This window comes from Streptomyces sp. NPDC000878 (genome assembly GCF_053599695.1).
This window is the reverse complement of sequence record NZ_JBSFMT010000039.1, coordinates 1-23,065: the sequence shown is the minus strand read 5'-3', so window position 1 is coordinate 23,065 and position 23,065 is coordinate 1. Positions and strand designations below refer to the sequence as shown.

Sequence of the window (23,065 nt, the reverse complement as noted above, 5' to 3'; positions counted from 1 at the left end):
GAACGGCGCACCCTCTCAGATGCAAGGCGGAGCTTAACTACGGGTTAACGGAGTTCACTAGATCAACAAAAGGGACGTAAGGGAAAGCCAAAGGGTCATCGGAGGTCACCTGTCGGATTTTTCTGGTCACACGGCCGTTCCCTCTGGCAACATCCCCCCGTCAAGCGCCAGTTCGATCACCGACCGAACTGGCCGACGCTCTTGCCAGGGGGACCCATGCACTTCACCCGACACCCGTCAACCCGTAGATCCGATCGCCTCGCCGCGATCCTGGCCGCACTCTCGCTCGCGGCCGGTCTCCAACTCGGCCTGGCCGACGACGCGTCCGCCGCCGTCACCGCCGGCCCGGTCTTCAACAACCCGACCGGAACCGTCGCCGAACAGCAGGCCATCCGTACTCAACTCCTCGACTACATCGGCCAGTCGGAGTCGGGCTCGTCGATCAAGGCCTCCGTCTACCACTTCTGGGACGAGGGCCTCGCCCAGGCCCTCGCGGACGCCCGCGCCCGGGGCGTCGACGTGCAGGTGATGCTGGACGAGAGCGACGTCAGCGACAACGCCGACGACCCCTCGTACACCGTCCTGGCCACCGCCCTCGGCACCGACCTCACCCAGGACTCGTTCGTCGGCCTCTGCCCGGTGAACAAGTCGTGCCTGGGCCAGCCCGCCCAGGGCGCCTCCATCAACCACAACAAGTTCTGGCTGTTCTCGCAGCTCGACGGCGCGTACAACGTCGTCGTGCAGACCTCGGCGAACATGACGCCGTCCAGCCACAGCCGCTTCTGGAACGACGCGTACGTCCTGCCGAACAACACGGCCATCTACACCGCGTACAGCAACTACTTCACAAAGCTGGCCGGCAAGGACTGGGCGAACTGGCAGTACACCTCCACCACCAGCAGCCCGTACAAGGCGTACTTCTTCCCGCGCCCCGCCGACGACCCGTCACCGGGCGACACCGTCACCGGCGTTCTCGACAACGTCACCTGCACCTACACCGAGAGCGGCACGACGAAGCACACCAAGGTGCGGGTCGGCATGTTCAAGCTCACCCGGCTGGCCGTGGCCCAGAAGCTGGTCGCGCTGCAGAAGGCGGGCTGCGAGGTCGACATCGTCTACTCCCAGACGGACAGCGGCAGTTCGAGCGGCACCTGGGAGACCCTGCACGCGTCCGGCGGCCCGGCCCTGCGCTGCTACAACTGGGACGACGACGGCAACACGAACACCGCCTCACGCATCATCCACTCCAAGTACCTGCTGATCGAGGGCAAGTACGACGGCACGGCGAGCCAGAAGGTCCTGTGGACCGGCAGCCACAACTACTCAGGGCCGGCCCTCACCAAGAACGACGAGGCCCTGCTGAAGGTCGACAGCAACGCCGACCACGACGCCTACGTCACCGCCTTCGACGCGGCCAAGGCAGCGGCGGTCCCGGGCACGGCCGACAGCACGAACGCCTGCAAGGGCATCAGCGGCACCCCCGAGGACTGACCGGTCCCGTACGAAAGGGCCCGTCCCGAGGAGCGATCCTCAGGACGGGCCCCACCACTCCGGACGCTCAGGTCCGCGCGGTCGCCGCCTGCCGCTTCTGACCCGCGTTCCGGGTCTCGGCCTTCACGGCGAGGTCCGCCGTCGCGGTGTTGAACTGCTCGATGGACGGCGGCTCGTCGGGCCCGAGCAGATACCGCTTCAGCTCCGCGCGCTCACCGGCCAGCGGATCGGCCGCCGGATCGCGTACGGCGTCCAGCAACTGCCCCAGCTCCTCAGCGCTGTTGGTGAGGATCACGGCGGCGCGTACGGCGGTGTTCTGCCGCTTGAACTCCTCCGCGCCCAGCTCCGCCGAGTCCGTCACGGCGTACGGCTTGCCGCTCGCGATGAAGTCGGAGACCACGCTGGAGATGTCGGAGACCATCCCGTCGGACACGTTGAAGCAGTCGTACAACCGAGGCTCGGCGCCCGTGATGACCCGGTGCTCGCCGGCGCCGAACGAACGCCAGTACGCGTCGTTCCACTCGGTGCGCAGCTTCGCGGTCTCCTCGTGGCGCTCCAGGTCGACGACGCCGTCCCGCGTCGCCTCAGCCTCGTCGCCCTTCTCACCGCCGGGCCCGGCCAGTTCGGCGAGCCGCGCCTCGATACGCGCGAGGTCGGCCTTGGCCCCCGCCTGCTCGTCGCCGTCGCCCAGGAAGCGCGGGTCGGACGCCCGTTCGACCGCGGCGGCCTCGACCAGCGCGGTGATCCGCTCGTGGGCGGCCTTGGCCTCGTCGCTGCGGGTGCCGGTGAAGGGGTGCGGCTTGTACAGCACCCGGACGGGCGGCTCGGCCGACACCAGCGCGCGCACGATGTTCTCGCCGGCGAGCAGGAGGGAGGTGTTGCCGGGGTCGTCGTCCCAGCCCTCCCAGGTGGGGGCGTAGAGAATCGTGGGCACCCCTCCGGACGGACCCCGCACGCCGCTCTCGATGGGCGCCAGTTGGGGCCGCCCCACCTCGACGATGTCCTCGTCCCGCACACCCACGTCGGCGATGGCATAGCGGTCGCGCCCGGCCCGCCCCGCGACCCACACCTCGTCGTAGGCCTTGCTGAACGGGTTCACGCTGGCGATCTTGTCGCTGTCGCCGTGCCCGATGAAGACGTGCTTCATGGTCGGTACGCGCAGCAGGTGGATGTTCTTGCCGACGTTCGCCGCGTAGAGCGCGACCCGGACCGTGCGCAGGTCCAGGTTCATCAGATGGATGCCGCCGGGCACACAGATGACGGGGACGGTGGTGGGCGCGAGGCTGTGCAGGATGACGCGTTCCCGGAGGACGATCAGCGGCCGGGTCTCCAGCTGCTCCATCGTCTCCAGCCACATGTTGACCTGGTACGCCGAGTCCTTGGAGCCGGAGAAGTACAGCAGCGTCTGGGGCCGGTACTCGCGCAGCCACGCGTCCGTCGCGGCCAGCACGGTCTCCGCGTCCGGCGGGATCCGGCGGCCCCGGACGAAGGGCGCGAGGGCGACCACGTACAGGAACGCCAGTCCGAGGGTGATGCCGACGCCGGTCATGCCGTACACCGTCGAACCGGTCTCGACGGTGATCAGGATGCCGGTGATCGCGGCCAGGTCGAGGTGGAGCATCTTCTCGGTGGAGCGTTCCAGCAGGAAGCGCGGCGGGGCGTTCGGGATGGGGATGCGCGAGGCCAGATCGACGTTGCGGGTGGCGACCGGCATCCGGCGGCGGTTGCGGATCAGCGTGGTCAGGGCGCCGTGCGGGGCCTGGAAGCCGTAGAAGGCGATGAAGCAGGCGATCGCCGCGTAGAAGATCATGCTCCGGGAGAGGTCCGCGCGCGCCAGCAGCAACAGCACCAGCAGCTCCCGCACCAGGAACCGGATGGAGACACCCGCCCGCACCTTGCCGAGGCGGTTGATCAGATAGCTGCCCCGGTGGTGCAGATAGTGGTCCGCCAGGTAGGTCACTGCGGCGGCGACGGCGAAGGCGGGCACGCTCGGGACGAGCGCGGCCACCATGAGACAGGGGAAGCCCAGCATCATGAGGACCGCCGCGGCCAGCTCGGCCGGGCTGCCCACCCGGGCGACGCGAATAGCAGTGGAAATCAAGGAGAACCTGTATCTGAGGAAGTACCCGGAAATCGGTCTGGAAATTGTCGGGGAGCCTGTCCGACGGTTTTTGCGGATTCCGTGTGGACTTTATGTCGAAATTCACCGTCGGGCTTCATGCCGTGCGGCCACGCCATGGGCCGCACGCCATGGCTTCATGCTAGGTCGTCGTCCTGGCGGTCGAGGACGCTGGCGAGCGCCTGTTCGAAGCCGGAGGCCCGGCCGGCCGGGGCCGTCGGGTCCTGCTGGCGGACGTCGATGACATGCCCGGTCAGCTCGGACAGCAGCACGTCCAGTGACGTACGGGCCACCGCCTCGGAGGACAGCAGCGAACCCGCGGGCTCCTGGCCGAAGGCCTTCGTACGCATCGGGGTGGCCGTGCGCTCCGGGTTGATGCAGTTGACGCGGACGCCGTCACCGGCCCATTCGTCCGACAGGGCCTGGGTGAGGTTCACCATCGCGGCCTTGGTGGAGGAGTAGAGGCTGTACTCGGCCCGGCCGCGGGTGTAGCTGCTGGAGGTGTAGAGCAGCAACTGGCCCTTGGTCTCGGCGAGGTACTTGTAGGCCGACCGGGCGATCTGCACGGGCGCCAGGTAGTTGACCTTCAGCGCTTCCTCGATGGTCGCGTTGTCGGTCTCGGCGAGCTTGCCGATACGCAGGACGCCGGCCGTGTTGACGACGTGGTCGATGCGCCCGGTCTCGGAGTACGCCTTGGACAGCGCGTCGTCGACCTCCTCCGGGTTCTCGACATGCGTGCCGGTGGTCGAGCGCCCGAGCGCGTACACCTTGGCGCCGTACCCCTCGGCCAGCTCGGCGATGTCCTTGCCGATGCCGTACGACCCGCCGAAGACGACGAGCGTCTTGCCTGTGAGCAGTTCCCGATACGCCTCTTCACTCATCTGCTGGGGCGTGGCGGTGGAGGCGAGCTGGAAGAGCTTGTCGGCGATGAAGACGTCGACGGGCTGGGTGACCTTCATGTTGTACTCGTCGCCCGCGACGACATGGATCGGCACGTCCGGGAGGTATTTGAGTACGACCGAACAGTCGTCCGTGGCCTGGAAGTTGGGGTCGCCGGCCGCGACCTCGTAGGCCCGCCGGATGGTCGACAGCTTGAACGCCTGGGGCGTCTGGCCACGCCGCAGCCGCGAGCGGTCCGGGATCTCGGTGATGAACTCACCGTCTTCACCATGCGTACGGGTGACGATGATCGTGTCGGCGGAGGGAATGGCGACGTCGACGGCCTGGTAGCGCTCCAGGGCGACCACACAGTCGTCGATGACCCGCTGGGACAACAGGGGCCGTACGGCGTCGTGGAACAGGACGTTGCGGTCCTCGCCCTCCTCCAGCCCCTCCCCCAGGGCCTCGATGGCCCGTTCGGTGGTGTCGTTGCGGGTGGCGCCGCCCTCGATGATCCGGGTGACCTTCGTGAAACCGGCCTTGGCGACGATCTTCTCGATGTCCGCCACATAGCCGGGCGCCATCAGGACGATGACGTCGTCGATCGAATCCGCCTGCTCGAACGTGTTCAGGGTGTGCTCGATGACCGCCTTCCCGGCGATCTTCAGCAACTGCTTCGGAATCGACAGGCCCACCCGCTGACCGGTGCCGCCCGCGAGGACGACGGCGGTGGTGCGGGGCTTGGCATTGTGCTGGGACACGGGCGACCTACCTCGGGGCAACAGAGAACCCTGAAATCGTCCCACCTGCGGTAACCGCAGTGCAAGGTGAGCGCCTCCCGCCGCATATGCGCGCGCAACCTGTCATTCACCGGAAATTGTTTCAGTGATTCTGCTTACGGTCGGCCGTAAGCTCTTTAGCCGGTCAGACCTTGTCAGGCCTTGTCAGACCTTCCGCACTCCCGGTTTTCCGGACTCCACATGGAGCTTGGCCAGGGTCCGGGAGGCGGAAGTGGGCTTGGTCACGGTGTCCGCGATCCGGACCTGGGCGTCGATACCGGTCCGCCGGATGTCGAATAGGTGGTAGCCGCGATGGTTGTCGATGACCTTCCAGTGCGGATTGTCACTCTTACGCGCGTCCCACTCCTTGTGGAAGGCGACGGAGTCCTGGTCCCCACCGCTGGAGATGGACGTACCGACGAACTCGGCACCGACGACCGCCGAACCGGGGTCGGCGAAGTCCCGCTTGAGGTCGCTGATCATCGTGAGATGCCGGTCACCGGAGAGAACGACAGGATTACGGACACTCGCGAACTCGGCGAGCAGGGCGTTGCGTTCGACCTGGTAGCCGTCCCAGGCGTCGTAGTACCAGAGCTTGCCGTCACCGATCTTGAGGTCGGTCTCGGCCATCATGATCTGCGAGGCGATGAGATTCCACCGAGCCTGTGAGGTACGCAGCCCGCTCAGCAGCCACTGCTTCTGCGCGGCACCGAGCATGGTCATCGCCGGGTCGAGGGCACCGGCCTGACTGGTGGCCTGGTCGCTGCGGAACTGCCGGGTGTCGAGCACGTTGAGCCGCACGAGCCGCCCGAAGTCGAAGCGCCGGTGCATACGGATGTGCGGGCCGTTGGGCACGGAGGTGGCGCGGACGGGCATGTGCTCGTAGTAGGCCTGATAGGCGGCGGTGAGCCGCGCGGCGAACGCCTCGGGGGACTGCTTGTCGGGGTCCTGAGGAACATCCCCGGCGAAGTCGTTGTCGACCTCGTGGTCGTCGAAGGTGACGACGAAGGGCGCGGCGGCGTGCATCGCCTTGAGGTGCGGATCGCTGTGGTACTGGGCATACCGATTGCGGTATTGAACAAGACTGAACGGCTCGCCGGTGCCCTCGTGCTTGCGTACGCCGGTGATCGCGGACGTGGACTCGTAGATGTAGTCGCCGACGAAGACGACGAGGTCGGGGTCCTGGGCACGCATGTCCGCGTACGGGGTGAAGTAGCCGTGCTGCCAGTTCTGGCAGGAGGCGAGCGCGATACGCAGATGGCTGCCGGAGACGAGCGGCCGGGGAGCGGTACGGGTGCGCCCCACCGGTGAGAGCTGCCCGCTGGTCCGGAACCGGTACCAGTAGTGCCGGTCGGGACTCAGCCCGCGTACATCGGCGTGAACGCTGTGCCCGTACTCGGGCCGGGCCCAGGCGTACCCACGCTTGACCTTGCGCCGGAACCGCGAGTCCTCGGATATCTGCCACTCGACGACAACGGCCCGATCGGGCATCCCCCCGCCGTTGAGCGGATCGGGAGCGAGCCGGGTCCACAGCACGACACCGTCCGGCAACGGATCCCCGGAGGCGACCCCAAGACTGAACACCCCGCCGGGCAACGGGGTCTGCGCGGCCCGGGCGGTCCCCGCGAGCAGCAACTGCCCGGACGCGGCGGCCCCTACGGCAGCGGCCCCGGCAGTCAGAAACCGGCGTCTGCCGGGCGACACGACCCCACTCATCGTCGAACTCCCTTGCCTGGGCGGCTTCTCGGACCTACGGAAGCTCCCACGGCAGCCCGACCGACCCGCTGAACAACGGGATGCGAGTACATGACAAACGCAAGTACACGGACGAACAGGAGACCCCTGAGGAATGAATCAGGGGGAGATCATAGAAAACGGCGCGGCCGGTCCCGTAGGCGGGGGGGGCACCGGCCGGGGCTTGATCTTTCAGCCCCGGCCGGCACCCTCCAGCCCGCCCGGCGTTTGAGGACGAGCGCGTCCAGCGCGACCTGCCCACCCACCCGGTCCCCCACTCTCCCCAGCGCCGGCCCACACCCCCCAGCCCGTCCGGCGTTTGAGGACGAGGCCGTTCAGGCCGACAGCGGGGGTCTGAACGGCCTCGTCCTACGGCCTCGTCCTACGGCCTCGTCCTACGGCCTCGTCCTACGGCCTCGTCCTACGGCGCCGGACGGGCTAAGTGCGCGTGTGGCGCGCGTCACATTGCTGGACTAAGCCCAAAGTGAGATCACCTGACCCCTACGGGTCGGGGGAAGCATCGCCTCCTTATGTCATCCCGTAGCAGTACGCGGAGTTGAGACCAAGGTCTGACGATTCCTCTTCGTCGATTTGGTGAGATGGAAAGCACCACTCCTCACCGGTTCGGGTGAGAATGGCGGCTCAGGGTGGACAGGTGTGGGACCGACAGCCGCCGCCGACGACGGAGGTAAGGCACACATGGCACCGTACGAAGAGGCCAAGTCCGGCAACCGGATCGAGGCCGAGATCGAGACCGAGGCCGAGGACGTGCCGTCGCGACGCCGCAAGGCCGCACGGTATGCCGCCCCGGCCGTGGTGATCGGTCTGACGGTCGCGACGATCGGGCTGGTACCGGCGTTCGCCGGTTCCGGTGACCCCGATCTGCCGAAGATCAGCGCGCAGGAACTCATCGAGAAGATCGCCGCGTCGGACGTACAGCAGCTGTCCGGCACGGTGAAGATCAGTACGGATCTGGGGCTGCCCGACCTCGGCGGTCTGGAGAGCGGCCTGCTGTCCGGCGGCCTCGGCGGGGGTTCGAGCGATTCGGGGTCGGCCGCCGATCCGAGCGCCAAGCTCCTCGAACTGGCCTCCGGCACGCACACGGTCCGGGTCGCCGTCGACGGCCCCGACAAGCAGAAGGTGTCGCTGCTGGAGAAGGCCGCCGAGTACAGCGTCATCCACAACGGCGACGAGGTGTGGGCGTACGACAGTTCGTCGAACGAGGCGTACCACGCGACGGCCCCAGCGTCGGAGAGCGGCAAGGGCGACGGCAAGGACCAGGTCCTGCCCGGCGACGACGCGCCCACCACGCCCAAGGAGTTGGCCGAGGAGGCCCTGAAGGCGGTCGACGGCACGACCTCCGTGACCGTCGACGGCACCGCCCAGGTCGCCGGCCGGGACGCGTACAAGCTGGTCATCAAGCCGAAGGCGTCCGGGTCCACGGTCGGGGCGATCAGCATCGCGGTCGACTCGAAGACCGGTACGCCCCTGAAGTTCACGCTCACCCCGGCGAGTGGCGGCGCGGCCGTCGTGGACGCCGGCTTCGTCGACGTCGACTTCGCCAAGCCCGCCGCCTCGACCTTCGACTTCACCCCGCCCAAGGGCACGAAGGTCACCGAGGAGGGCTCGGGCAGTGCCGAGGAGGACTTCGGCAGCAACTCCGGCAGGAAGTTCGACGAGGACCTCAAGGGGCTTGAGGGCCACGAGGGGGCAGTGGACGGGCTCGAAGGCGATGGCGTCAAGGTCATCGGCGAGGGCTGGAACTCCATCGCCGCCTTCGACTCGGGGTCCGGTGCCGAGGGCGGGCTGCCGTCGGCCGGTGACTCGCCGGACGCCGGTGCCTTCGGCGGCTTCCTCGACTCCTTCGGTGACAAGGTCTCCGGCGACTTCGGCTCCGGCACGGTCTTCAAGACCCGCCTGATCAACGCCCTGATGACGGACGACGGCAAGCTCTACGTCGGCGCCGTCACGAAGGACGCGCTCGTGAAGGCGGCGAACGCGGCCCAGTAACTCCCGTGCACGACGTACACGAGGTACACGACGATTGAGGAGCCCATGGAGGAACCGTCCGCCGCGGAGCCGGAGCAGGAAGAGGTGAGCCGGGACGATGACGCGGTCATCGTCACCCGTGCCCTCACCAAGCGCTTCCGTGGCGGGCAGTTGGCCGTCGACGCTCTCGACCTCACCGTCCCGGCGGGCAGCGTCTTCGGTTTCCTCGGGCCGAACGGCTCCGGCAAGACGACCACCATCCGCATGCTGATGGGCCTGATCGAGCCGACGTCGGGGACGGCGCGGGTGCTGGGGCGGCCGATGCCCCGCGCCACCCGCGCCGTGCTGCCGCACGTCGGCGCGCTCATCGAGGGGCCCGCGCTGTACGGCTTCCTCTCGGGCCGCGACAACCTCGTACGCTACGACGCCGCCGACCCGACCGCCGATCCGCGCACCCGGCGTACGCGCGTCGCGCACGCGCTGGACCGGGTGGGCCTCACGGCCGCCGCCGGCAAGAAGGCGAAGGCGTACTCGCTGGGCATGAAGCAGCGGCTCGGGCTCGCGGCGGCGCTGCTCCAGCCACGCTGGCTGCTCGTCCTCGACGAGCCGACCAACGGGCTCGACCCGCAGGGCATGCGCGAAATCCGTTCCCTGGTACGGGAGTTGGCCTCCGAGGGCACCACCGTCTTCCTCTCCTCCCACCTCCTCGACGAGATCGAGCAGGTCTGTACGCACGCGGCGGTGATGGCACAAGGGCGGCTCATCACCCAGGGCTCGGTGACGGAGCTGGCCGCCGGGACCCGCAGACGCCTCGTCGTGACGACACCGGATACGGCGGACGCGGCGCGAGTGCTGAAGGAGCAGGGGGTCGGCGACGTGGTCGTGACCGATGACCGGGTGACCTGCGAGGTGCCGGACGGAGACCGCGAACTGGCCGATCTGAACGCCGCGTTGGTCGGAGCGGGCGTCCGCGTCCGGGGATTCGGTATTGAACGGGCGTCGCTGGAAGACGCGTTCGTGGCGCTGACGGGGGAGGGCTTCGATGTCGCAGGTTGAGACGAGCGCCCCCAAGGGGCGCGGGGAACTGCGCGACAAGCCACAACTAACCGTCAGCCGCCGAACGACCTTCCTCGGCACCCTCTTCCGCAACGAACTACTCACCACCTTCCGCCGCTGGCGCACCCTCGCGCTGCTCGGTGTACTGGCGGCGGTACCGATCCTCGTCGGCATAGCGGTCAAGATCGAGACAGGTGACGGTTCCTCGGCTGGCCCCGCCGGAGGCGGCCCCGCCTTCATCTCGCAGATCACCAACAACGGCCTCTTCCTGGTGTTCACGGCCCTGGCCGCAACCCTCCCCTTCTTCCTCCCGATGGCCATCGGCGTCATCGCGGGCGACGCGATAGCCGGCGAGGCGAGCGCGGGCACCCTCCGCTATCTGCTGGTCGCCCCGGCCGGCCGCACCCGCCTGCTCCTCACCAAGTACGCGACCACACTGACGTTCTGCCTGGTCGCGACGCTGGTGGTGGCGATATCGGCGCTCACAGTGGGCGCACTCCTCTTCCCGCTCGGCGATCTGACGACGATTTCCGGTACGAGCATCAGCTTCACGGAGGGATTGGGGCGGGCGCTGCTGATCGCGCTGGTCGTCGCCGCGTCACTGATCGGGGTGGCGGCGCTCGGTCTGTTCATCTCGACCCTGACGAGCAGCGGCATCGCGGCGATGGCGACGACCGTCGGACTGCTCATCACCGTCCAGATCCTCGACCAGATACCCCAACTGCACGCGCTCCAGCCGTACTTCTTCTCCCACTACTGGCTGTCCTTCGCCGACCTCATGCGCGAACCGGTCTACTGGGACGACCTGGTGAAGAACCTCGGCATCCAGGCCGTGTACGCGGCGGTGTTCGGCGCGGCGGCCTGGGCGCGGTTCACGACGAGGGACATCACTGCCTGAACTTCCCTTCCCCTTCCCCTTCCTCGAACTATTTGAAGAACGTCTTCGCGCGGGTGAGCGCGTCGGTGTCGTTCAGTACGTCACCGGGCTTGCTCCCGTTGCCGAGCAGCACCCCGCCGAACCGCATCCCCATGTACGCGGCCGTGTTGTGGAGCGTGCCGACCAGCGGGTCGGCGAGCTTCGGGTCCGGGTCCGCGAGGACGGTGACGCCCCACAGGGTGCGTCCGGCGAGGGTGGCCTTGAAGTCCAGGCCGGGGGTGCGCAGCCAGCCCGACCAGTAATCGAGGTAGCGCTTGACGGGGGCGGACACCGAGTACCAGTACAGCGGCGAGACGATCACGATGTCCGAGGCCGCGAGCGTGGCGTCGAGCAGGAGGCCGGCGTTGTTTCCGGTCGGCCGGACGTGGTCCGCGTCATGGCGCAGATCCTCGAAGTCGGGCAGCGGATGCTCGGCGAGGCTCAGCCAGCGCTGCTCGACATCGGCGGGCAGTTGTTCGGCGGCCCGGCGGGCGAGCGCCTCGGTGTTGCCGTCGGTACGGCTGCTGCCGAGGAGGAAGAGGAAGCTGCGGTTCATGTCGGCCCCCGATGCGGTTGGCGTACGGCGGGTGTGGCGCGTACGGCGATTACATGCGTACGAAGTATATGCGCACGCATTAACATCTGCCCAGCCCAGCCCAGCCCAGCCCAGCCCAGCCCAGCCCAGCCCAGCCGCTACCGCACCTCGGGTGCCCGCAGCCCCGCCCGTTCCTCCGCCTCCGCCATGACCCGCAGCAGCACCTGCTCCTCGCCGTGCCGGGCCACCACCTGGAGTCCGACCGGGCAGCCGTCCGGGCCGAAGCCCGCCGGGATGCTCGCCGCCGGATGCCCGCTGAGGTTGAACGCCCAGGTGAGCGCGGTCGAGTACCGGTCGCCCGGGCCCTCGTGGCCATGAGGCGGATTCGGGGTCGTGGGGGTCAGGAGCAGGTCGGCCCGGGTGAACAGCTCCGCAAGCCGCCGGTCGTTGAGCGCACGCAGGCGGTACGCCGCCGCGGTACCGCCACCCGCACTCGCGCCCCCACCCGTACCCCCAATCCCACCCGCGTCTCCACCCCCACCCGCACCCGCATCCGCCCCCGGCGTCCGCAACGCCAGCCAGGCCGGCCCCGGATCGTCGAGGTGTACGAAGGCATCGTCCGTCGGCAGCAGCCGTACGACCCCGGCACCGTCGAGCCGCAGCGCGGCCCCGTGCGCGACGCGGGCCTGCCCGGGATCGGCGCGGGCGAAGCCGAGGGAGTCGGACCAGAGGGCGGTGAGCGGACGCCGTACGCACTCCTGGTCATCCCCCTCCTCCGTCACGCACCGCCAGTACGTCCCCAGGTCAACCGCCCGCCGAGCCACCGCCCCCACTGCGCTCAGCCCCGTCCGGTCGGGATGCGGCAGGCGGCCGTTCGTCGACTTGAGGCCGAACACTCCGCACCAGGCGGCCGGGATGCGTACGGACCCGGCGCCGTCCGCGCCGGTCGCGAGAGGGACCAGGCCCGCCGCCACCGCCGCCGCGGCCCCCGCCGACGAACCGCCCGGAACCCGGTCCGCCCGCCATGGGTTGACCGTCCGGCCACCGGCCCCGAGTCCCCATGTCTGCCAAGGAGTTCCGGGCCCGGGCGCGGGTACGGACGTGGCGCCCACCGGCACACACCCGGCGGCGATCAGCCGTACCGCGTCCGCCGCCCGCTCCCCGTACCGCCCCTTCACCGCGAGCGGAACGCCCGCGAGCGGCAGCCGCTCACCCGCGGCGACCCGCCTGTCGACCTCGCGCGCCCGCCGTACCGCCGCCTCGCCCCACACCTCCCGGAACGCGCACAACTCCGGTTCCACGGCGGCGATCCGCGCGAGCGCGACGGTGACGACCTCGACGGCGGTCACGTCCCGCGCCCGTACGGCGGCGGCGATCTCCGCAACCGGGAGGTTCACCTCTCCATGCGCCCCGAGACCCGAATCCCGCCGCCCTCGATCCAGGTGAGGAAGACGCCGGCGCCGACGGGCGTGTACGCGGGTGTCTCCGTGCCGGTCGGCAGGGCCTTCGGGGTGCCCGTCGAGGCCGGGATCTCGACGGCGACGCGCGGGTCCGAGCCCGCGACGGTGCCGTACGCCGTGCCGTCGTCGCGCACGGAGTCGATCAGCATGTCCTTGCGGCCCTCGTTCCCGCCCGCGCCCTTGGCGAGACAGGCCACGGAGCCCTTCTGGAGGTCGAAGAGCATCCAACCGTACGAGAGATAGCGGCCGTTGGGGGAGACGGAGGTCAGGACGCTGTCGCCGAGGACGGTGTCGTCCGTGTCGAATATCTGCGTGAGCGCGCGGTCGCGGCACTCGGCGCGCAGCAGCACCTTGCCGGTCGCGACGTCGTGCACGGTCCGTACAGTCTCCTCGCTGCCGTCCGCGTTGCCGCCCCCGGAGGGCGTCCAGGAGGCGAGGATCTTGCCGTCGGCGACCGTCTGGGCGGTGCCGTTGAGCAGGGCGGCGCCGAAGCCGGCGGACGGTTCGGCGGCCGTGCCCTCGGGGGTCACATCCGTGCTGAACCAGCCGTTGAACACGCCGAATCCGCCGTTGTAGGAGTTCGCGACGGGCCCCCGTGTGCTCATCCCGACGACAGTGCCCGCGGCGTCGTACGTCGTGACCCTGCCGCTCGTGACGTCGATCGCCACGGCGTGGCCGACATGGCCGTCCGCCCAGCCGACGAGGGCCCGGCCCGCGCCGCCGTCACGGACCACGGCCTCGCCCTGGACGGTGCCGTCGTCGGCCTCGACCGGGACGTCGATGCTGCGCAGCGGCGCGACCGCGTTCCCGGAGGCGTCGGCCGCGTACACCTCGGCCTGGACGATCTCCTTGCCGTCGTGCAGTTCGTCCCGGCCGGCCAGCCCGTGCGCCCACGCGACGAAGTACTCGCGCCCGCCCGCGCTCACGGCGATCACCGAAGCGGGTGCGGTGAGGGCGGGGTCGTAGCCCGCGGAGTCGTCGAGGGACCCCGGCGGGGTCCAGGCGGCGCTGGTCCACAGCACCTTGCCCGTCGTGGCCCTGCGTACCTGGACGTACATCTCGGCCTGGTCGGCGACCACGTACGCGACGGTGCCGGAGCCGGGTGCGACGGGCGCGGTCTCGGTGCCCTCCTCGACCCAGCCCAGTTCCTGGTCCCAGCCGCGACCGGCGTCGTAGCCGGCGGGGACGGTCAACCCGGCGAGCGAGCCGCCCGATCGACCGCCACCCGCGGGTTCACTCGCACCGGCTGCCTTCTCGGGCCGCGCCGATCCACCGCACCCGGCGCACCCGGCGAGGACCAGCCCCGCCACCACGGCCGCCAGCACTCTCGTACGCGCACTGCGCATGAATGTTCCTCCCCCGTACCGAACTACCGATCTTGGCATCCGTACGATGCCATCGCCGGTCCGGTACGGGGGAGTTGGACCACGGACTGCGCGCTACTCCGACAACTCCCACACCGCGTAGGCGGCGGCGTCACTGTTGCGGTCCAGGGCGGTGTCGTTGATGTTGGCCGTCGTGTCGCAGGACGAGTGGTAGCAGCGGTCGAACGCCTGGCCCGACGTACCGCCCCACTTGGCCGCCTGCGCCGCCGACTTGGTGTTGCTGGCGCCGGTGAACAGACCGCCGACGGGGACGCCCACGTTCTTGAAGGGCGCGTGGTCGGAACGGCCGTCGCCCTCGGTCTCGATCTCGGTCGGGACGCCGAGGGTGGCGTAGTAGTCCTTGAAGGTCTGTTCGATGGTCGGGTCGTCGTCGTAGACGAAGTAGCCGGGGTTCGGCGAGCCGATCATGTCGAAGTTCAGATAGCCGTCGATGCGCGCGCGGTTCGCGGCGGAGAGGTTGGTGACGTAGTACCGGGACCCGACCAGGCCCAGCTCCTCCGCTCCCCACCAGGCGAATCTCAGATGCTTGGTGGGCTGGTACTGGGCGCGGGAGACGGCGAGCGCGATCTCCAGGACGGCGGCCGAGCCACTGCCGTTGTCGTTGATGCCGGCGCCGGAGGTGACACTGTCGAGGTGTGAGCCCGCCATGATCACCTGCTCGGGGTCGCCGCCGGGCCAGTCGGCGATCAGGTTGTAACCGGTACGGCTGGACGCGGTGAACTGCTGGATGGTCGTGGTGAACCCGGCCGCGTCCAGCTTGGCCTTCACGTAGTCGAGCGAGGCACGGTAACCGGTCCTGCCGTGCGCCCGGTTGCCGCCGTTGGCGGTGGCTATGGACTGCAACTGGGTCAGATGCGCCTTGACGTTGGCCAGGGGCAGGTCGGGCGCGGCGGCGAGTCTGACGGCCGGCGCGGAGTCGGGGGCGGGGGCCGCGCCTGCGACCGTACTCGTGGTGAGGAGCGCGGTGGTGGCGAGCACGGTGACGGCCACAGCGGTGGCTGTGGCGCGTCCGGGAACCGAGAGCTTCATGTGGGGGGCTCCGAATTCCTTGGGAATCACAGGGATTCCACAGCGGATAGGTGCCTGGATGGTGAAGCTCTGGCCAACTGTTCGTCAAGAGCGCTATCTGGACAGGGAGTTCGCATATCGGATGAACATGGACATGACCAATGCATGATCGCGGGCATGTTCATGCGCACGCAACGCCCGGGCGACTGCTGGGCCTCAGTGCACGCAGAACTCGTTGCCCTCCGGGTCCGTCATCACCACCCACGTACCGCCCATCTCCCGCACCTCCCGCAGCACGCTCGCGCCCAGCCCCGTCAGCCGCTCGACCTCGGCCGCGCGCCGGTCCGGGCCCGGGTGCAGATCGAGGTGGAGCCGGTTCTTGCCCGTCTTCGGCTCCGGCACACGCTGGAACAGCAGCCGCCGCCCGAGCCCGGTCCCGCTCTCCTCCTCGTACGGATCACCGGGATGCCGTACGGCGGCCAGGTCCCGCCAGCCACGCCGGCCACCCACCTCGACGGTCAGCTCGGCCGGCACGGCACCGATGCCCAGCAGCCGCTCGACCAGCGCACTGTGGTCCTCGACGGCGTACGCGAGCGCGGCACCCCAGAAACCGGCCTGCGCGTGCGGGTCCGTGCAGTCGACGACCAGTTTCCAGTGGACCGGGGTGGGATCGGGGACGGGGGCGGAGCCGGGCTGTGCGGGCGTCTGCGTCATGGAATCCACTTATAACGTGCCGCACTGACAACGCCCCGCTTCAGCGGCGTACGCCCTGCGTGTTCAGCGGCGTACGTCCTGCGTGACGTCCCGTGCGGCGTCCCGTGCGGCGTCCTGAGCAGCTTCCTGCGTGGCTTCCTGCGTGGCTTCCGTCGTCCGGGGAGAGGGGATCGCCTCGGCCCCCGCCCTGAGCGCACGCGCACCCCGCCGAGCGGCCCGCAGCGCGTCCCACGTCAGCAGCGCGAGCGCCAGCCACACCAGTGCGAAGCCGGCCCAGCGTTCCGGGGGCATGGCCTCGTGGAAGTAGAAGATGCCGAGGAGGAACTGGAAGACGGGGGCCAGGTACTGGAGGAGGCCCAGGGTCGACAGGGGCACCCGGATCGCCGCCGCGCCGAAGCAGACCAGCGGGAGGGCGGTCACGATGCCGGTCGCCGCGAGGAGGGCCGCGTGTCCGGCGCCCTCCGTGCCGAAGACCGCCTCGCCCCGGCTGCCCAGCCACAGCAGATAGGCCAGCGCGGGCAGGAACTGGACCGCGGTCTCGGCGGCCAGGGATTCGACCCCGCCCAGGTTGACCTTCTTCTTCACCAGGCCGTACGTGGCGAAGGAGAAGGCCAGGCAGAGGGAGATCCAGGGCGGCCGGCCGTATCCGATCGTCAGGACGAGTACGGCGGCGAGGCACACGCCGACCGCCGTCCACTGCACCGGCCGCAGCCGTTCCTTCAGCAGGATCACGCCCATGGCGATGGTGACGAGCGGGTTGATGAAGTAGCCGAGCGAGGCCTCGACCACGTGCCCGGTGTTCACGGCCCAGATGTAGACGCCCCAGTTGACCGTGATGAGCGCCGCGGCGACCGTGATCAGTGCCAGCCGGCGCGGTTGCCGCAGCAGTTCGCCCGCCCAGGCCCAGCGGCGCAGCGCCAGCAGTGCGAGGCCGACGACGGCGAGGGACCACACCATCCGGTGGGCCAGGATCTCGACCGCCCCGGCCGGCTTCAGCAGCGGCCAGAAGAGCGGGACGAGGCCCCACATCCCGTATGCCGCGAAGCCGTTCAGCAGGCCTTTGCGCTGCTCGCTCGTGGGCTTCCCGGCCACCGGTGCCTCCCCCTCGTATCAGCACATCAGCATATGGATGCGCGTCCCTGACGGTAACGCCGAGCACCCCCGGCTGTCATGCTCGTATCGCGATACGGTCATGACAGCCGGGGGTGGCATCCTCAGGGGCGCTACGGGGGAGTGCGCGCCCCTGAGGGCTCTGGGGCCGGCCCCTAGGTGTTCCAGGGGTCAGCCTTGCTTTGTTGTGCGGGTCAGCCCTTGAGCGCGGCGGCGATCGACTCGGCGATCGGCGTGGTCGGGCGGCCGGTCAGGCGGGACAGGTCGCCCGGGGTGCCGGCCAGCTGGCCCTGCTCGATGGCCGCGTCCACGCCCGCGAGGATCGCGGCGAAGCCCTCGGGCAGACCGGCGCCGGTCAGGATGCCGATGAAGACCTCGACGGGGACCGCGTTGTAGGGGACGTCCTTGCCGGACTGCTTGGACACCTCGGCGGCGTACTCGGCGAAGGTCCACGCCGTGTCGCCGCTCAGCTCGTACGTCGAGTTCTCGTGGCCCTCGCCGGTCAGCACCGCGACAGCGGCGGCGGCGTAGTCGGCGCGCGCGGCCGAGGCGACCTTGCCCTCGCCGGCGGCCTGGGTGACGCCGTGCTCGAGGGCGACGGCGAGCTGCTCGGTGTAGTTCTCGTTGTACCAGCCGTTGCGCAGCAGCGAGTAGGGGACGCCGGACTCGAGGATCGCGGCCTCGGTGCCCTTGTGGTCGTCGGCGAGCGTGGCGGTCAGGGTGCCCGGGGCGCTGGTGTACGCGAGCAGCGCGGCGCCCGCGGCCTTGGCGGCGTCGAGGACGACCTTGTGCTGGCCGACGCGGCCCTTGTCGAACTCGTTGCCGGAGATGAGCAGCACCTTGTCACCGGCGGCTATGACACCGTCGAAGGTCTCGGGCTCGTTGTAGTTCGCGACGGCGATCTTCACGCCGCGGGCCGCGAAGCCGGACGCCTTCTCCGCGTCGCGCACGACCGCGGTGATCTGGTCGGCCGGAACCTTCTCCAGCAGCTGCTCGACGACGTGACGACCGAGGTGGCCGGTGGCTCCGGTGACGACGATGCTCATGATGCGTATCTCCTTGTGCGATGCGGGCTGGCACTAACCCTAGGAGAAGCGCTAACTCTTGGAAAGTACCCACTTTCAAGTAAGGTACTTACATGACAGTAAGTGCGGCAGTCGGTACGACAGTAAGTACGGCGGTGAGCGAGGGGCGCGGGACGGTGGCCGACGCCGAGGGCAGGTGTCCGTACCGCCTGGTCCTGGAGCACGTCACCAGCCGCTGGGGTGTGCTCGTCCTCATGGAGCTGCTGGAGCGCCCGTACCGCTTCAGCGAGCTGCGCCGGGCCATCGGCGGGGTCAGCGAGAAGATGCTGACGCAGACCCTCCAGACGCTGGAGCGCGACGGCATGGTCCACCGGGACGCGAAGCCGGTCATCCCGCCCCGCGTCGACTACTCGCTCACCGACCTCGGCCGCGAGGCCGCCGCCCAGGTCCGTGCCCTGGCCGTCTGGACGAAGGACCGTATGCCGGACGTGGCCCGCGCCCGCGAGGCGTACGACGAGGCCCGGGCCGAAAAGGCCCGGGCCTCGTAGTCGCTCGCCAAGAGGTCAGCCGACGACGGTCCAGGTGTCCCCGCCCGCGAGCAGCGCGCCGAGGTCGCCCTTGCCGTTCTGGACGATCGCGGTGTCGAGCTGCTCGGCCATCTGTGTGTCGTACACGGGCCGGTCGACCGAGCGGAAGACGCCGATGGGCGTGTGGTGCAGGGTGTCCGGGTCGGCGAGCCGGGAGAGCGCGAAGGCCGTGGTCGGCGACGCGGAGTGCGCGTCGTGCACGAGCACGTCGCCCTCGTTGTCGGCGGTGACGGCGACCACCTTCAGATCGCCGGTCGCCCGGTCCCGTACGACACCCTTGGCGCCGTCGGCGCCGAACCGGATCGGCTGCCCGTGCTCCAGCCGGATCACCGCCTCCTCGGCCTGCTGCTTGTCCTTCAGCACCTCGAAGGCGCCGTCGTTGAAGATGTTGCAGTTCTGGTAGATCTCGACGAGCGCGGTACCGGGGTGGGCGGCGGCCTCGCGCAGCACGCTCGTGAGGTGTTTGCGGTCGGAGTCGACGGTCCGGGCGACGAAGGACGCCTCGGCGCCGATCGCCAGCGACACCGGGTTGAAGGGCGCGTCCAGCGAACCCATCGGCGTCGACTTGGTGATCTTGCCGACCTCGCTCGTCGGCGAGTACTGACCCTTGGTCAGCCCGTAGATCCGGTTGTTGAAGAGCAGGATCTTGAGGTTGACGTTGCGCCGCAGGGCGTGGATCAGATGGTTGCCGCCGATGGAGAGCGCGTCGCCGTCACCGGTGACCACCCAGACGGACAGGTCCCGCCGGCTGGAGGCGAGCCCGCTGGCGATGGCGGGGGCGCGACCGTGGATGGAGTGCATCCCGTACGTGTTCATGTAGTACGGGAACCGGGAGGAGCACCCGATCCCGGAGACGAAGACGATGTTCTCCTTCGCCAGCCCGAGTTCGGGCATGAAGCCCTGTACGGCGGCGAGGACCGCGTAGTCCCCGCAGCCGGGGCACCAGCGCACTTCCTGGTCGGACTTGAAGTCCTTCATGGACTGCCTGGCCTCGGCCTTGGGCACCAGAGTGAGTGCCTCGATCGTGCCGGTACCGGAGCCTTCCGTGGACGTCTCAGCCATCGATGGCCTCCTTGAGAGCCGTGGCGAGCTGTTCGGCCTTGAACGGCATACCGTTGACCTGGTTGTACGAGTGGGCGTCCACCAGGTACTTCGCCCGGATCAGCGTGGCGAGCTGGCCGAGGTTCATCTCGGGGATCACGACCCGGTCGTAACGCCTCAGCACCTCACCGAGATTGCGCGGGAAGGGGTTGAGGTGGCGCAGATGGGCCTGCGCGATCGGCTGCCCGGCCGCCCGCAGCCGCCGTACGGCCGCGGTGATCGGCCCGTAGGTGGAACCCCAGCCCAGCACAAGGGTGTTGGCGGCGCCCGACGGTTCGTCGACTTCGAGATCCGGTACGTCGATGCCGTCGATCTTGGCCTGACGGGTACGGACCATCAGGTCGTGGTTGGCGGGGTCGTAGGAGATGTTGCCCGTGCCGTCCTGCTTCTCGATGCCACCGATGCGGTGTTCGAGGCCGGGGGTGCCGGGAATGGCCCAGGGGCGGGCGAGCGTCTGCGGGTCCCGCTTGTACGGCCAGAAGACCTCGGTGCCGTCGTCGAGGGTGTGGTTGGGACCCTGGGCGAACCGCACGCGCAGATCGGGCAGTTCGTCGACCTCGGGGATGCGCCAGGGCTCGGAGCCGTTGGCGAGATACCCGTCGGAGAGCAGGAAGACGGGGGTGCGGTAGGCGAGGGCGATACGGGCGGCCTCGATGGCGGCGTCGAAGCAGTCGGCGGGTGTGCACGGGGCCACGATCGGCACCGGGGCCTCGCCGTTGCGCCCGAACATGGCCTGGAGGAGATCGGCCTGCTCGGTCTTGGTCGGCAGCCCGGTGGAGGGCCCGCCGCGCTGGATGTCGATGACCAGCAACGGCAGTTCCATCGAAACGGCCAGCCCGATGGTCTCGGACTTCAGCGCCACACCGGGTCCGGAGGTGGTGGTGACGGCCAGCGACCCGCCGAACGCGGCGCCCAACGCGGCCCCGATACCGGCGATTTCGTCTTCGGCCTGGAAGGTCCGGACCCCGAAGTTCTTGTGCCTGCTCAGCTCGTGCAGGATGTCCGAGGCCGGCGTGATCGGGTACGACCCCAAGTACAGTGGCAGATCGGCCTGTTGACCGGCGGCGATGAGCCCGTACGACAGAGCCAGGTTCCCGGAGATGTTGCGATAGGTCCCGGTGGGGAACGCGGCGGACGCGGGCGCGACCTCGTACGAGACGGCGAAGTCCTCCGTCGTCTCCCCGAAGTTCCAACCGGCCCTGAACGCGGCGAGGTTGGCGGCGGCGATCTCGGGCTTCTTGGCGAACTTGGTGGCCAGGAACTTCTCGGTGCCCTCGGTCGGCCGGTGGTACATCCAGCTCAACAGTCCCAGCGCGAACATGTTCTTGCTGCGCTCGGCCTCCTTGCGGGAGAGGGCGAAGTCCTTGAGCGCCTCGACGGTGAGGGTGGTCAGCGGCACCGGATGCATGCTGTACCCGTCGAGCGAGCCGTCCTCCAGTGGATTGGCCGCGTACCCGACCTTCTGCATGGCCCGCTTGGTGAACTCGTCAGTGTTGACGATGATCTCGGCGCCGCGCGGCACATCGGCGATGTTCGCCTTCAGCGCGGCCGGATTCATCGCGACGAGCACATTGGGCGCGTCCCCGGGCGTGAGGATGTCGTGGTCGGCGAAATGCAGCTGGAACGAAGAAACGCCCGGCAGGGTTCCTGCGGGCGCTCGGATCTCGGCGGGGAAGTTCGGCAGAGTGGACAGATCGTTCCCGAAGGACGCGGTCTCGGAGGTGAAGCGGTCCCCCGTGAGCTGCATGCCGTCCCCGGAGTCCCCCGCGAACCGAATAATCACCCGATCGAGGCGGCGTACGTCCTTTACGGCGGCCGGGTTGCGCTGTTCTCCCACGACGGATCCGACGGCTCCGACGTCTGAGCCGGCCTTCTCCGTCGAACCGTTAGCCGAACTTTCCGCTGAACTGTCCGCTGGACTGCTGACCTGGCTGGTCACTGAACTGGACCTCCTTCGAGGCGGCGGCCTGGGGCGGTCCTCCCGCGGACCTTCCCAGGATCAACAGTACGTCGGTAAGGGTCGCCTTCCCTGGACCGATCGCATGATGGACGCCATTTTGAGACGGTTCGACGCCCTGACTTGTCATGATTTCCTGCCCCGCGGCGCTGACTCGGTAGACGCTCCCGGCCGGGTCTGTGGTTCTGCCGCCGACCGAGTGCCTGTTGCGGGATGCTGACGGTCTGTCAGATGGTCAGGAATTGAGGTAGGTCAGAACGGCCAGAACACGCCGATGGTCACCATCGCTCGGAGAGAGCCCCAGCTTCAGGAAAATATTGCTGACGTGCTTCTCGACGGCACCGTCACTCACAACGAGCTGCCGCGCGATGGCCGAATTGGTCCTGCCCTCCGCCATGAGCCCCAGCACCTCGCGCTCCCGGGGCGTGAGCCCCGCGAGCACGTGCTGCTTACGGCTGCGGCCCAGCAACTGGGCCACCACCTCGGGATCGAGCGCAGTACCCCCCTGGGCCACCCGCACCACCGCGTCCACGAACTCCCGCACCTCGGCGACCCGGTCCTTCAGCAGATACCCGACGCCGCGACTGGACCCGGCGAGCAGCTCGGTCGCGTACCGCTCCTCGACGTACTGCGACAGCACGAGCACACCGAGTTCCGGATGCGATTTCCGCAGCTGTACGGCGGCCCGGACCCCTTCGTCGGTATGCGTGGGCGGCATCCGCACATCCGCGACGACGACGTCCGGCAGCTCGTCCTGCGCGGCCAGCTCGGTAATGGTCTTGATCAGCGCGACCCCGTCACCCACACCGGCGACGACGTCATGCCCACGGTCGGTCAACAACCGGGTCAGGCCCTCCCGAAGCAGCACTGAATCCTCGGCGATGACCACCCGCACCCTGTCCTTCACGATTTCCCCGGCCCCCATACCCCGTACCCCGTCCGAACACCAGGCTCCAGCATCCCAGTATTCGGACGAGGAGGGGGCCGTTGTCGAGGGGTTTCCTACGGCCCGGACGGTGTTATCGCCCCCGCCGCCCCCGAACCCCCGCTACGGCCCTGAACGGGTCTTGTCCTCAAACGCCGGACGGGCTGGAGATGCCCGAGGCCGGCGTTCGAGGACAAGGCCCGTTCAGCCCACCCTTTTTGGCCCCCCCCCCCCCCCCCCCCCCCCAAAAACCCCCCCCCCCCCAAAAACCCCCCCAGCCGGTGTGGGCCGCGGC

Annotated in this window: 18 protein-coding genes; 5 read left to right on the top strand and 13 right to left on the bottom strand. The window is 69.1% G+C overall.

The features are described 5' to 3' along the window. The first annotated feature begins 216 nt into the window (after positions 1-216). The gene (locus ACWDR4_RS29420; protein ID WP_450413128.1) at positions 217-1,491 is read left to right on the top strand and encodes a phospholipase D-like domain-containing protein; all 1,275 of its coding nucleotides are present in this window, start codon (positions 217-219) and stop codon (positions 1,489-1,491) included. 67 nt (positions 1,492-1,558) lie between these two features. Here ACWDR4_RS29420 and ACWDR4_RS29415 read toward each other — a convergent pair whose 3' ends face one another. From ACWDR4_RS29415 to ACWDR4_RS29405, 3 genes are all read right to left on the bottom strand, one after another. Then, complete coding sequence (locus tag ACWDR4_RS29415; RefSeq protein WP_450413127.1) at positions 1,559-3,592, bottom strand: hypothetical protein; 2,034 nt, start codon at positions 3,590-3,592, stop codon at positions 1,559-1,561. A gap of 155 nt (positions 3,593-3,747) precedes the next feature. Next, positions 3,748-5,250 carry a D-ribitol-5-phosphate cytidylyltransferase gene (locus ACWDR4_RS29410; protein ID WP_450413126.1) on the bottom strand — a complete coding sequence of 501 codons (1,503 nt, stop codon included), beginning with the start codon at positions 5,248-5,250 and terminating at the stop codon, positions 3,748-3,750. Positions 5,251-5,433: 183 nt separating this feature from the next. Then, on the bottom strand, positions 5,434-6,984 hold the full coding sequence (locus ACWDR4_RS29405) for an alkaline phosphatase D family protein (RefSeq protein WP_450413125.1): 1,551 nt from the start codon (positions 6,982-6,984) through the stop codon (positions 5,434-5,436). Positions 6,985-7,701: 717 nt separating this feature from the next. On the opposite strand from ACWDR4_RS29405, the gene ACWDR4_RS29400 reads away from it, so the two are divergent. From ACWDR4_RS29400 to ACWDR4_RS29390, 3 genes are read left to right on the top strand one after another with little or no spacing between them, the layout of a single operon-like run. Further along, positions 7,702-9,012, top strand: a complete 1,311-nt coding sequence (locus tag ACWDR4_RS29400) for a LolA family protein (protein WP_450413124.1) — start codon at positions 7,702-7,704, stop codon at positions 9,010-9,012. Positions 9,013-9,057: 45 nt separating this feature from the next. After that, positions 9,058-10,047 (top strand): ABC transporter ATP-binding protein, encoded by a 990-nt coding sequence (locus ACWDR4_RS29395; RefSeq protein WP_450413123.1) that lies wholly within the window; start codon positions 9,058-9,060, stop codon positions 10,045-10,047. Then, positions 10,034-10,945 (top strand): ABC transporter permease, encoded by a 912-nt coding sequence (locus tag ACWDR4_RS29390; RefSeq protein WP_450413122.1) that lies wholly within the window; start codon positions 10,034-10,036, stop codon positions 10,943-10,945. The genes ACWDR4_RS29395 and ACWDR4_RS29390 overlap by 14 nt, the downstream gene beginning before the upstream one ends. Positions 10,946-10,973: 28 nt before the next feature. Here the strand turns inward: ACWDR4_RS29390 and ACWDR4_RS29385 are convergent, their stop codons facing one another. From ACWDR4_RS29385 to ACWDR4_RS29355, 7 genes are all read right to left on the bottom strand, one after another. After that, positions 10,974-11,519: a flavodoxin family protein gene (locus tag ACWDR4_RS29385; RefSeq protein ID WP_450413121.1), complete on the bottom strand. Its 546-nt coding sequence runs from the start codon at positions 11,517-11,519 to the stop codon at positions 10,974-10,976. Between the two features lie 137 nt (positions 11,520-11,656). Beyond that, on the bottom strand, positions 11,657-12,895 hold the full coding sequence (locus ACWDR4_RS29380; protein ID WP_450413120.1) for an amidase family protein: 1,239 nt from the start codon (positions 12,893-12,895) through the stop codon (positions 11,657-11,659). After that, a complete protein-coding gene (locus tag ACWDR4_RS29375) occupies positions 12,892-14,304 on the bottom strand; it encodes a hypothetical protein (protein WP_450413119.1) in 1,413 nt (470 codons plus the stop codon). Before ACWDR4_RS29375 ends, ACWDR4_RS29380 begins: the two co-directional genes overlap by 4 nt. Positions 14,305-14,397: 93 nt before the next feature. After that, entirely contained in the window at positions 14,398-15,372 is a 975-nt protein-coding gene (locus tag ACWDR4_RS29370) for a M28 family metallopeptidase (protein WP_450413118.1), read from the bottom strand. Positions 15,373-15,567: 195 nt separating this feature from the next. Further along, a complete protein-coding gene (locus tag ACWDR4_RS29365) occupies positions 15,568-16,065 on the bottom strand; it encodes a VOC family protein (protein ID WP_450413117.1) in 498 nt (165 codons plus the stop codon). Positions 16,066-16,128: 63 nt separating this feature from the next. Next, positions 16,129-17,157, bottom strand: a complete 1,029-nt coding sequence (rarD, locus tag ACWDR4_RS29360) for an EamA family transporter RarD (protein ID WP_450413116.1) — start codon at positions 17,155-17,157, stop codon at positions 16,129-16,131. 212 nt (positions 17,158-17,369) lie between these two features. After that, complete coding sequence (locus ACWDR4_RS29355) at positions 17,370-18,221, bottom strand: NAD(P)H-binding protein (protein WP_450413115.1); 852 nt, start codon at positions 18,219-18,221, stop codon at positions 17,370-17,372. Positions 18,222-18,355: 134 nt separating this feature from the next. Between ACWDR4_RS29355 and ACWDR4_RS29350 the strand changes: the two genes are divergently transcribed. Continuing rightward, positions 18,356-18,748, top strand: a complete 393-nt coding sequence (locus ACWDR4_RS29350; RefSeq protein ID WP_450413114.1) for a winged helix-turn-helix transcriptional regulator — start codon at positions 18,356-18,358, stop codon at positions 18,746-18,748. 15 nt (positions 18,749-18,763) lie between these two features. Here the strand turns inward: ACWDR4_RS29350 and ACWDR4_RS29345 are convergent, their stop codons facing one another. The 3 genes from ACWDR4_RS29345 to ACWDR4_RS29335 all read right to left on the bottom strand — a co-directional run bounded on the left by ACWDR4_RS29345 (position 18,764) and on the right by ACWDR4_RS29335 (position 22,770). Continuing rightward, positions 18,764-19,849: a 2-oxoacid:ferredoxin oxidoreductase subunit beta gene (locus ACWDR4_RS29345; protein WP_450413113.1), complete on the bottom strand. Its 1,086-nt coding sequence runs from the start codon at positions 19,847-19,849 to the stop codon at positions 18,764-18,766. Next, positions 19,842-21,827, bottom strand: coding sequence for a 2-oxoacid:acceptor oxidoreductase subunit alpha (locus ACWDR4_RS29340; protein ID WP_450413112.1), 1,986 nt, complete (start codon positions 21,825-21,827; stop codon positions 19,842-19,844). Before ACWDR4_RS29340 ends, ACWDR4_RS29345 begins: the two co-directional genes overlap by 8 nt. Before the next feature lie 253 nt (positions 21,828-22,080). After that, entirely contained in the window at positions 22,081-22,770 is a 690-nt protein-coding gene (locus tag ACWDR4_RS29335) for a LuxR C-terminal-related transcriptional regulator (RefSeq protein ID WP_450413111.1), read from the bottom strand. Positions 22,771-23,065 lie beyond the last annotated feature (295 nt).

Excerpts from the sequence above, each read along its gene's own strand:
- ACWDR4_RS29355 (WP_450413115.1), bottom strand. The coding sequence starts at position 18,221 with ATGAGCATCGTCGTCACCGGAGCCACCGGCCACCTCGGTCGTCACGTC.
- ACWDR4_RS29395 (WP_450413123.1), top strand. The coding sequence starts at position 9,058 with ATGGAGGAACCGTCCGCCGCGGAGCCGGAGCAGGAAGAGGTGAGCCGG.
- ACWDR4_RS29345 (WP_450413113.1), bottom strand. The coding sequence starts at position 19,849 with ATGGCTGAGACGTCCACGGAAGGCTCCGGTACCGGCACGATCGAGGCA.
- ACWDR4_RS29375 (WP_450413119.1), bottom strand. The coding sequence starts at position 14,304 with ATGCGCAGTGCGCGTACGAGAGTGCTGGCGGCCGTGGTGGCGGGGCTG.
- ACWDR4_RS29420 (WP_450413128.1), top strand. The coding sequence starts at position 217 with ATGCACTTCACCCGACACCCGTCAACCCGTAGATCCGATCGCCTCGCC.
- ACWDR4_RS29385 (WP_450413121.1), bottom strand. The coding sequence starts at position 11,519 with ATGAACCGCAGCTTCCTCTTCCTCCTCGGCAGCAGCCGTACCGACGGC.
- ACWDR4_RS29365 (WP_450413117.1), bottom strand. The coding sequence starts at position 16,065 with ATGACGCAGACGCCCGCACAGCCCGGCTCCGCCCCCGTCCCCGATCCC.
- ACWDR4_RS29390 (WP_450413122.1), top strand. The coding sequence starts at position 10,034 with ATGTCGCAGGTTGAGACGAGCGCCCCCAAGGGGCGCGGGGAACTGCGC.
- ACWDR4_RS29370 (WP_450413118.1), bottom strand. The coding sequence starts at position 15,372 with ATGAAGCTCTCGGTTCCCGGACGCGCCACAGCCACCGCTGTGGCCGTC.
- ACWDR4_RS29405 (WP_450413125.1), bottom strand. The coding sequence starts at position 6,984 with ATGAGTGGGGTCGTGTCGCCCGGCAGACGCCGGTTTCTGACTGCCGGG.
- ACWDR4_RS29335 (WP_450413111.1), bottom strand. The coding sequence starts at position 22,770 with ATGGGGGCCGGGGAAATCGTGAAGGACAGGGTGCGGGTGGTCATCGCC.
- ACWDR4_RS29400 (WP_450413124.1), top strand. The coding sequence starts at position 7,702 with ATGGCACCGTACGAAGAGGCCAAGTCCGGCAACCGGATCGAGGCCGAG.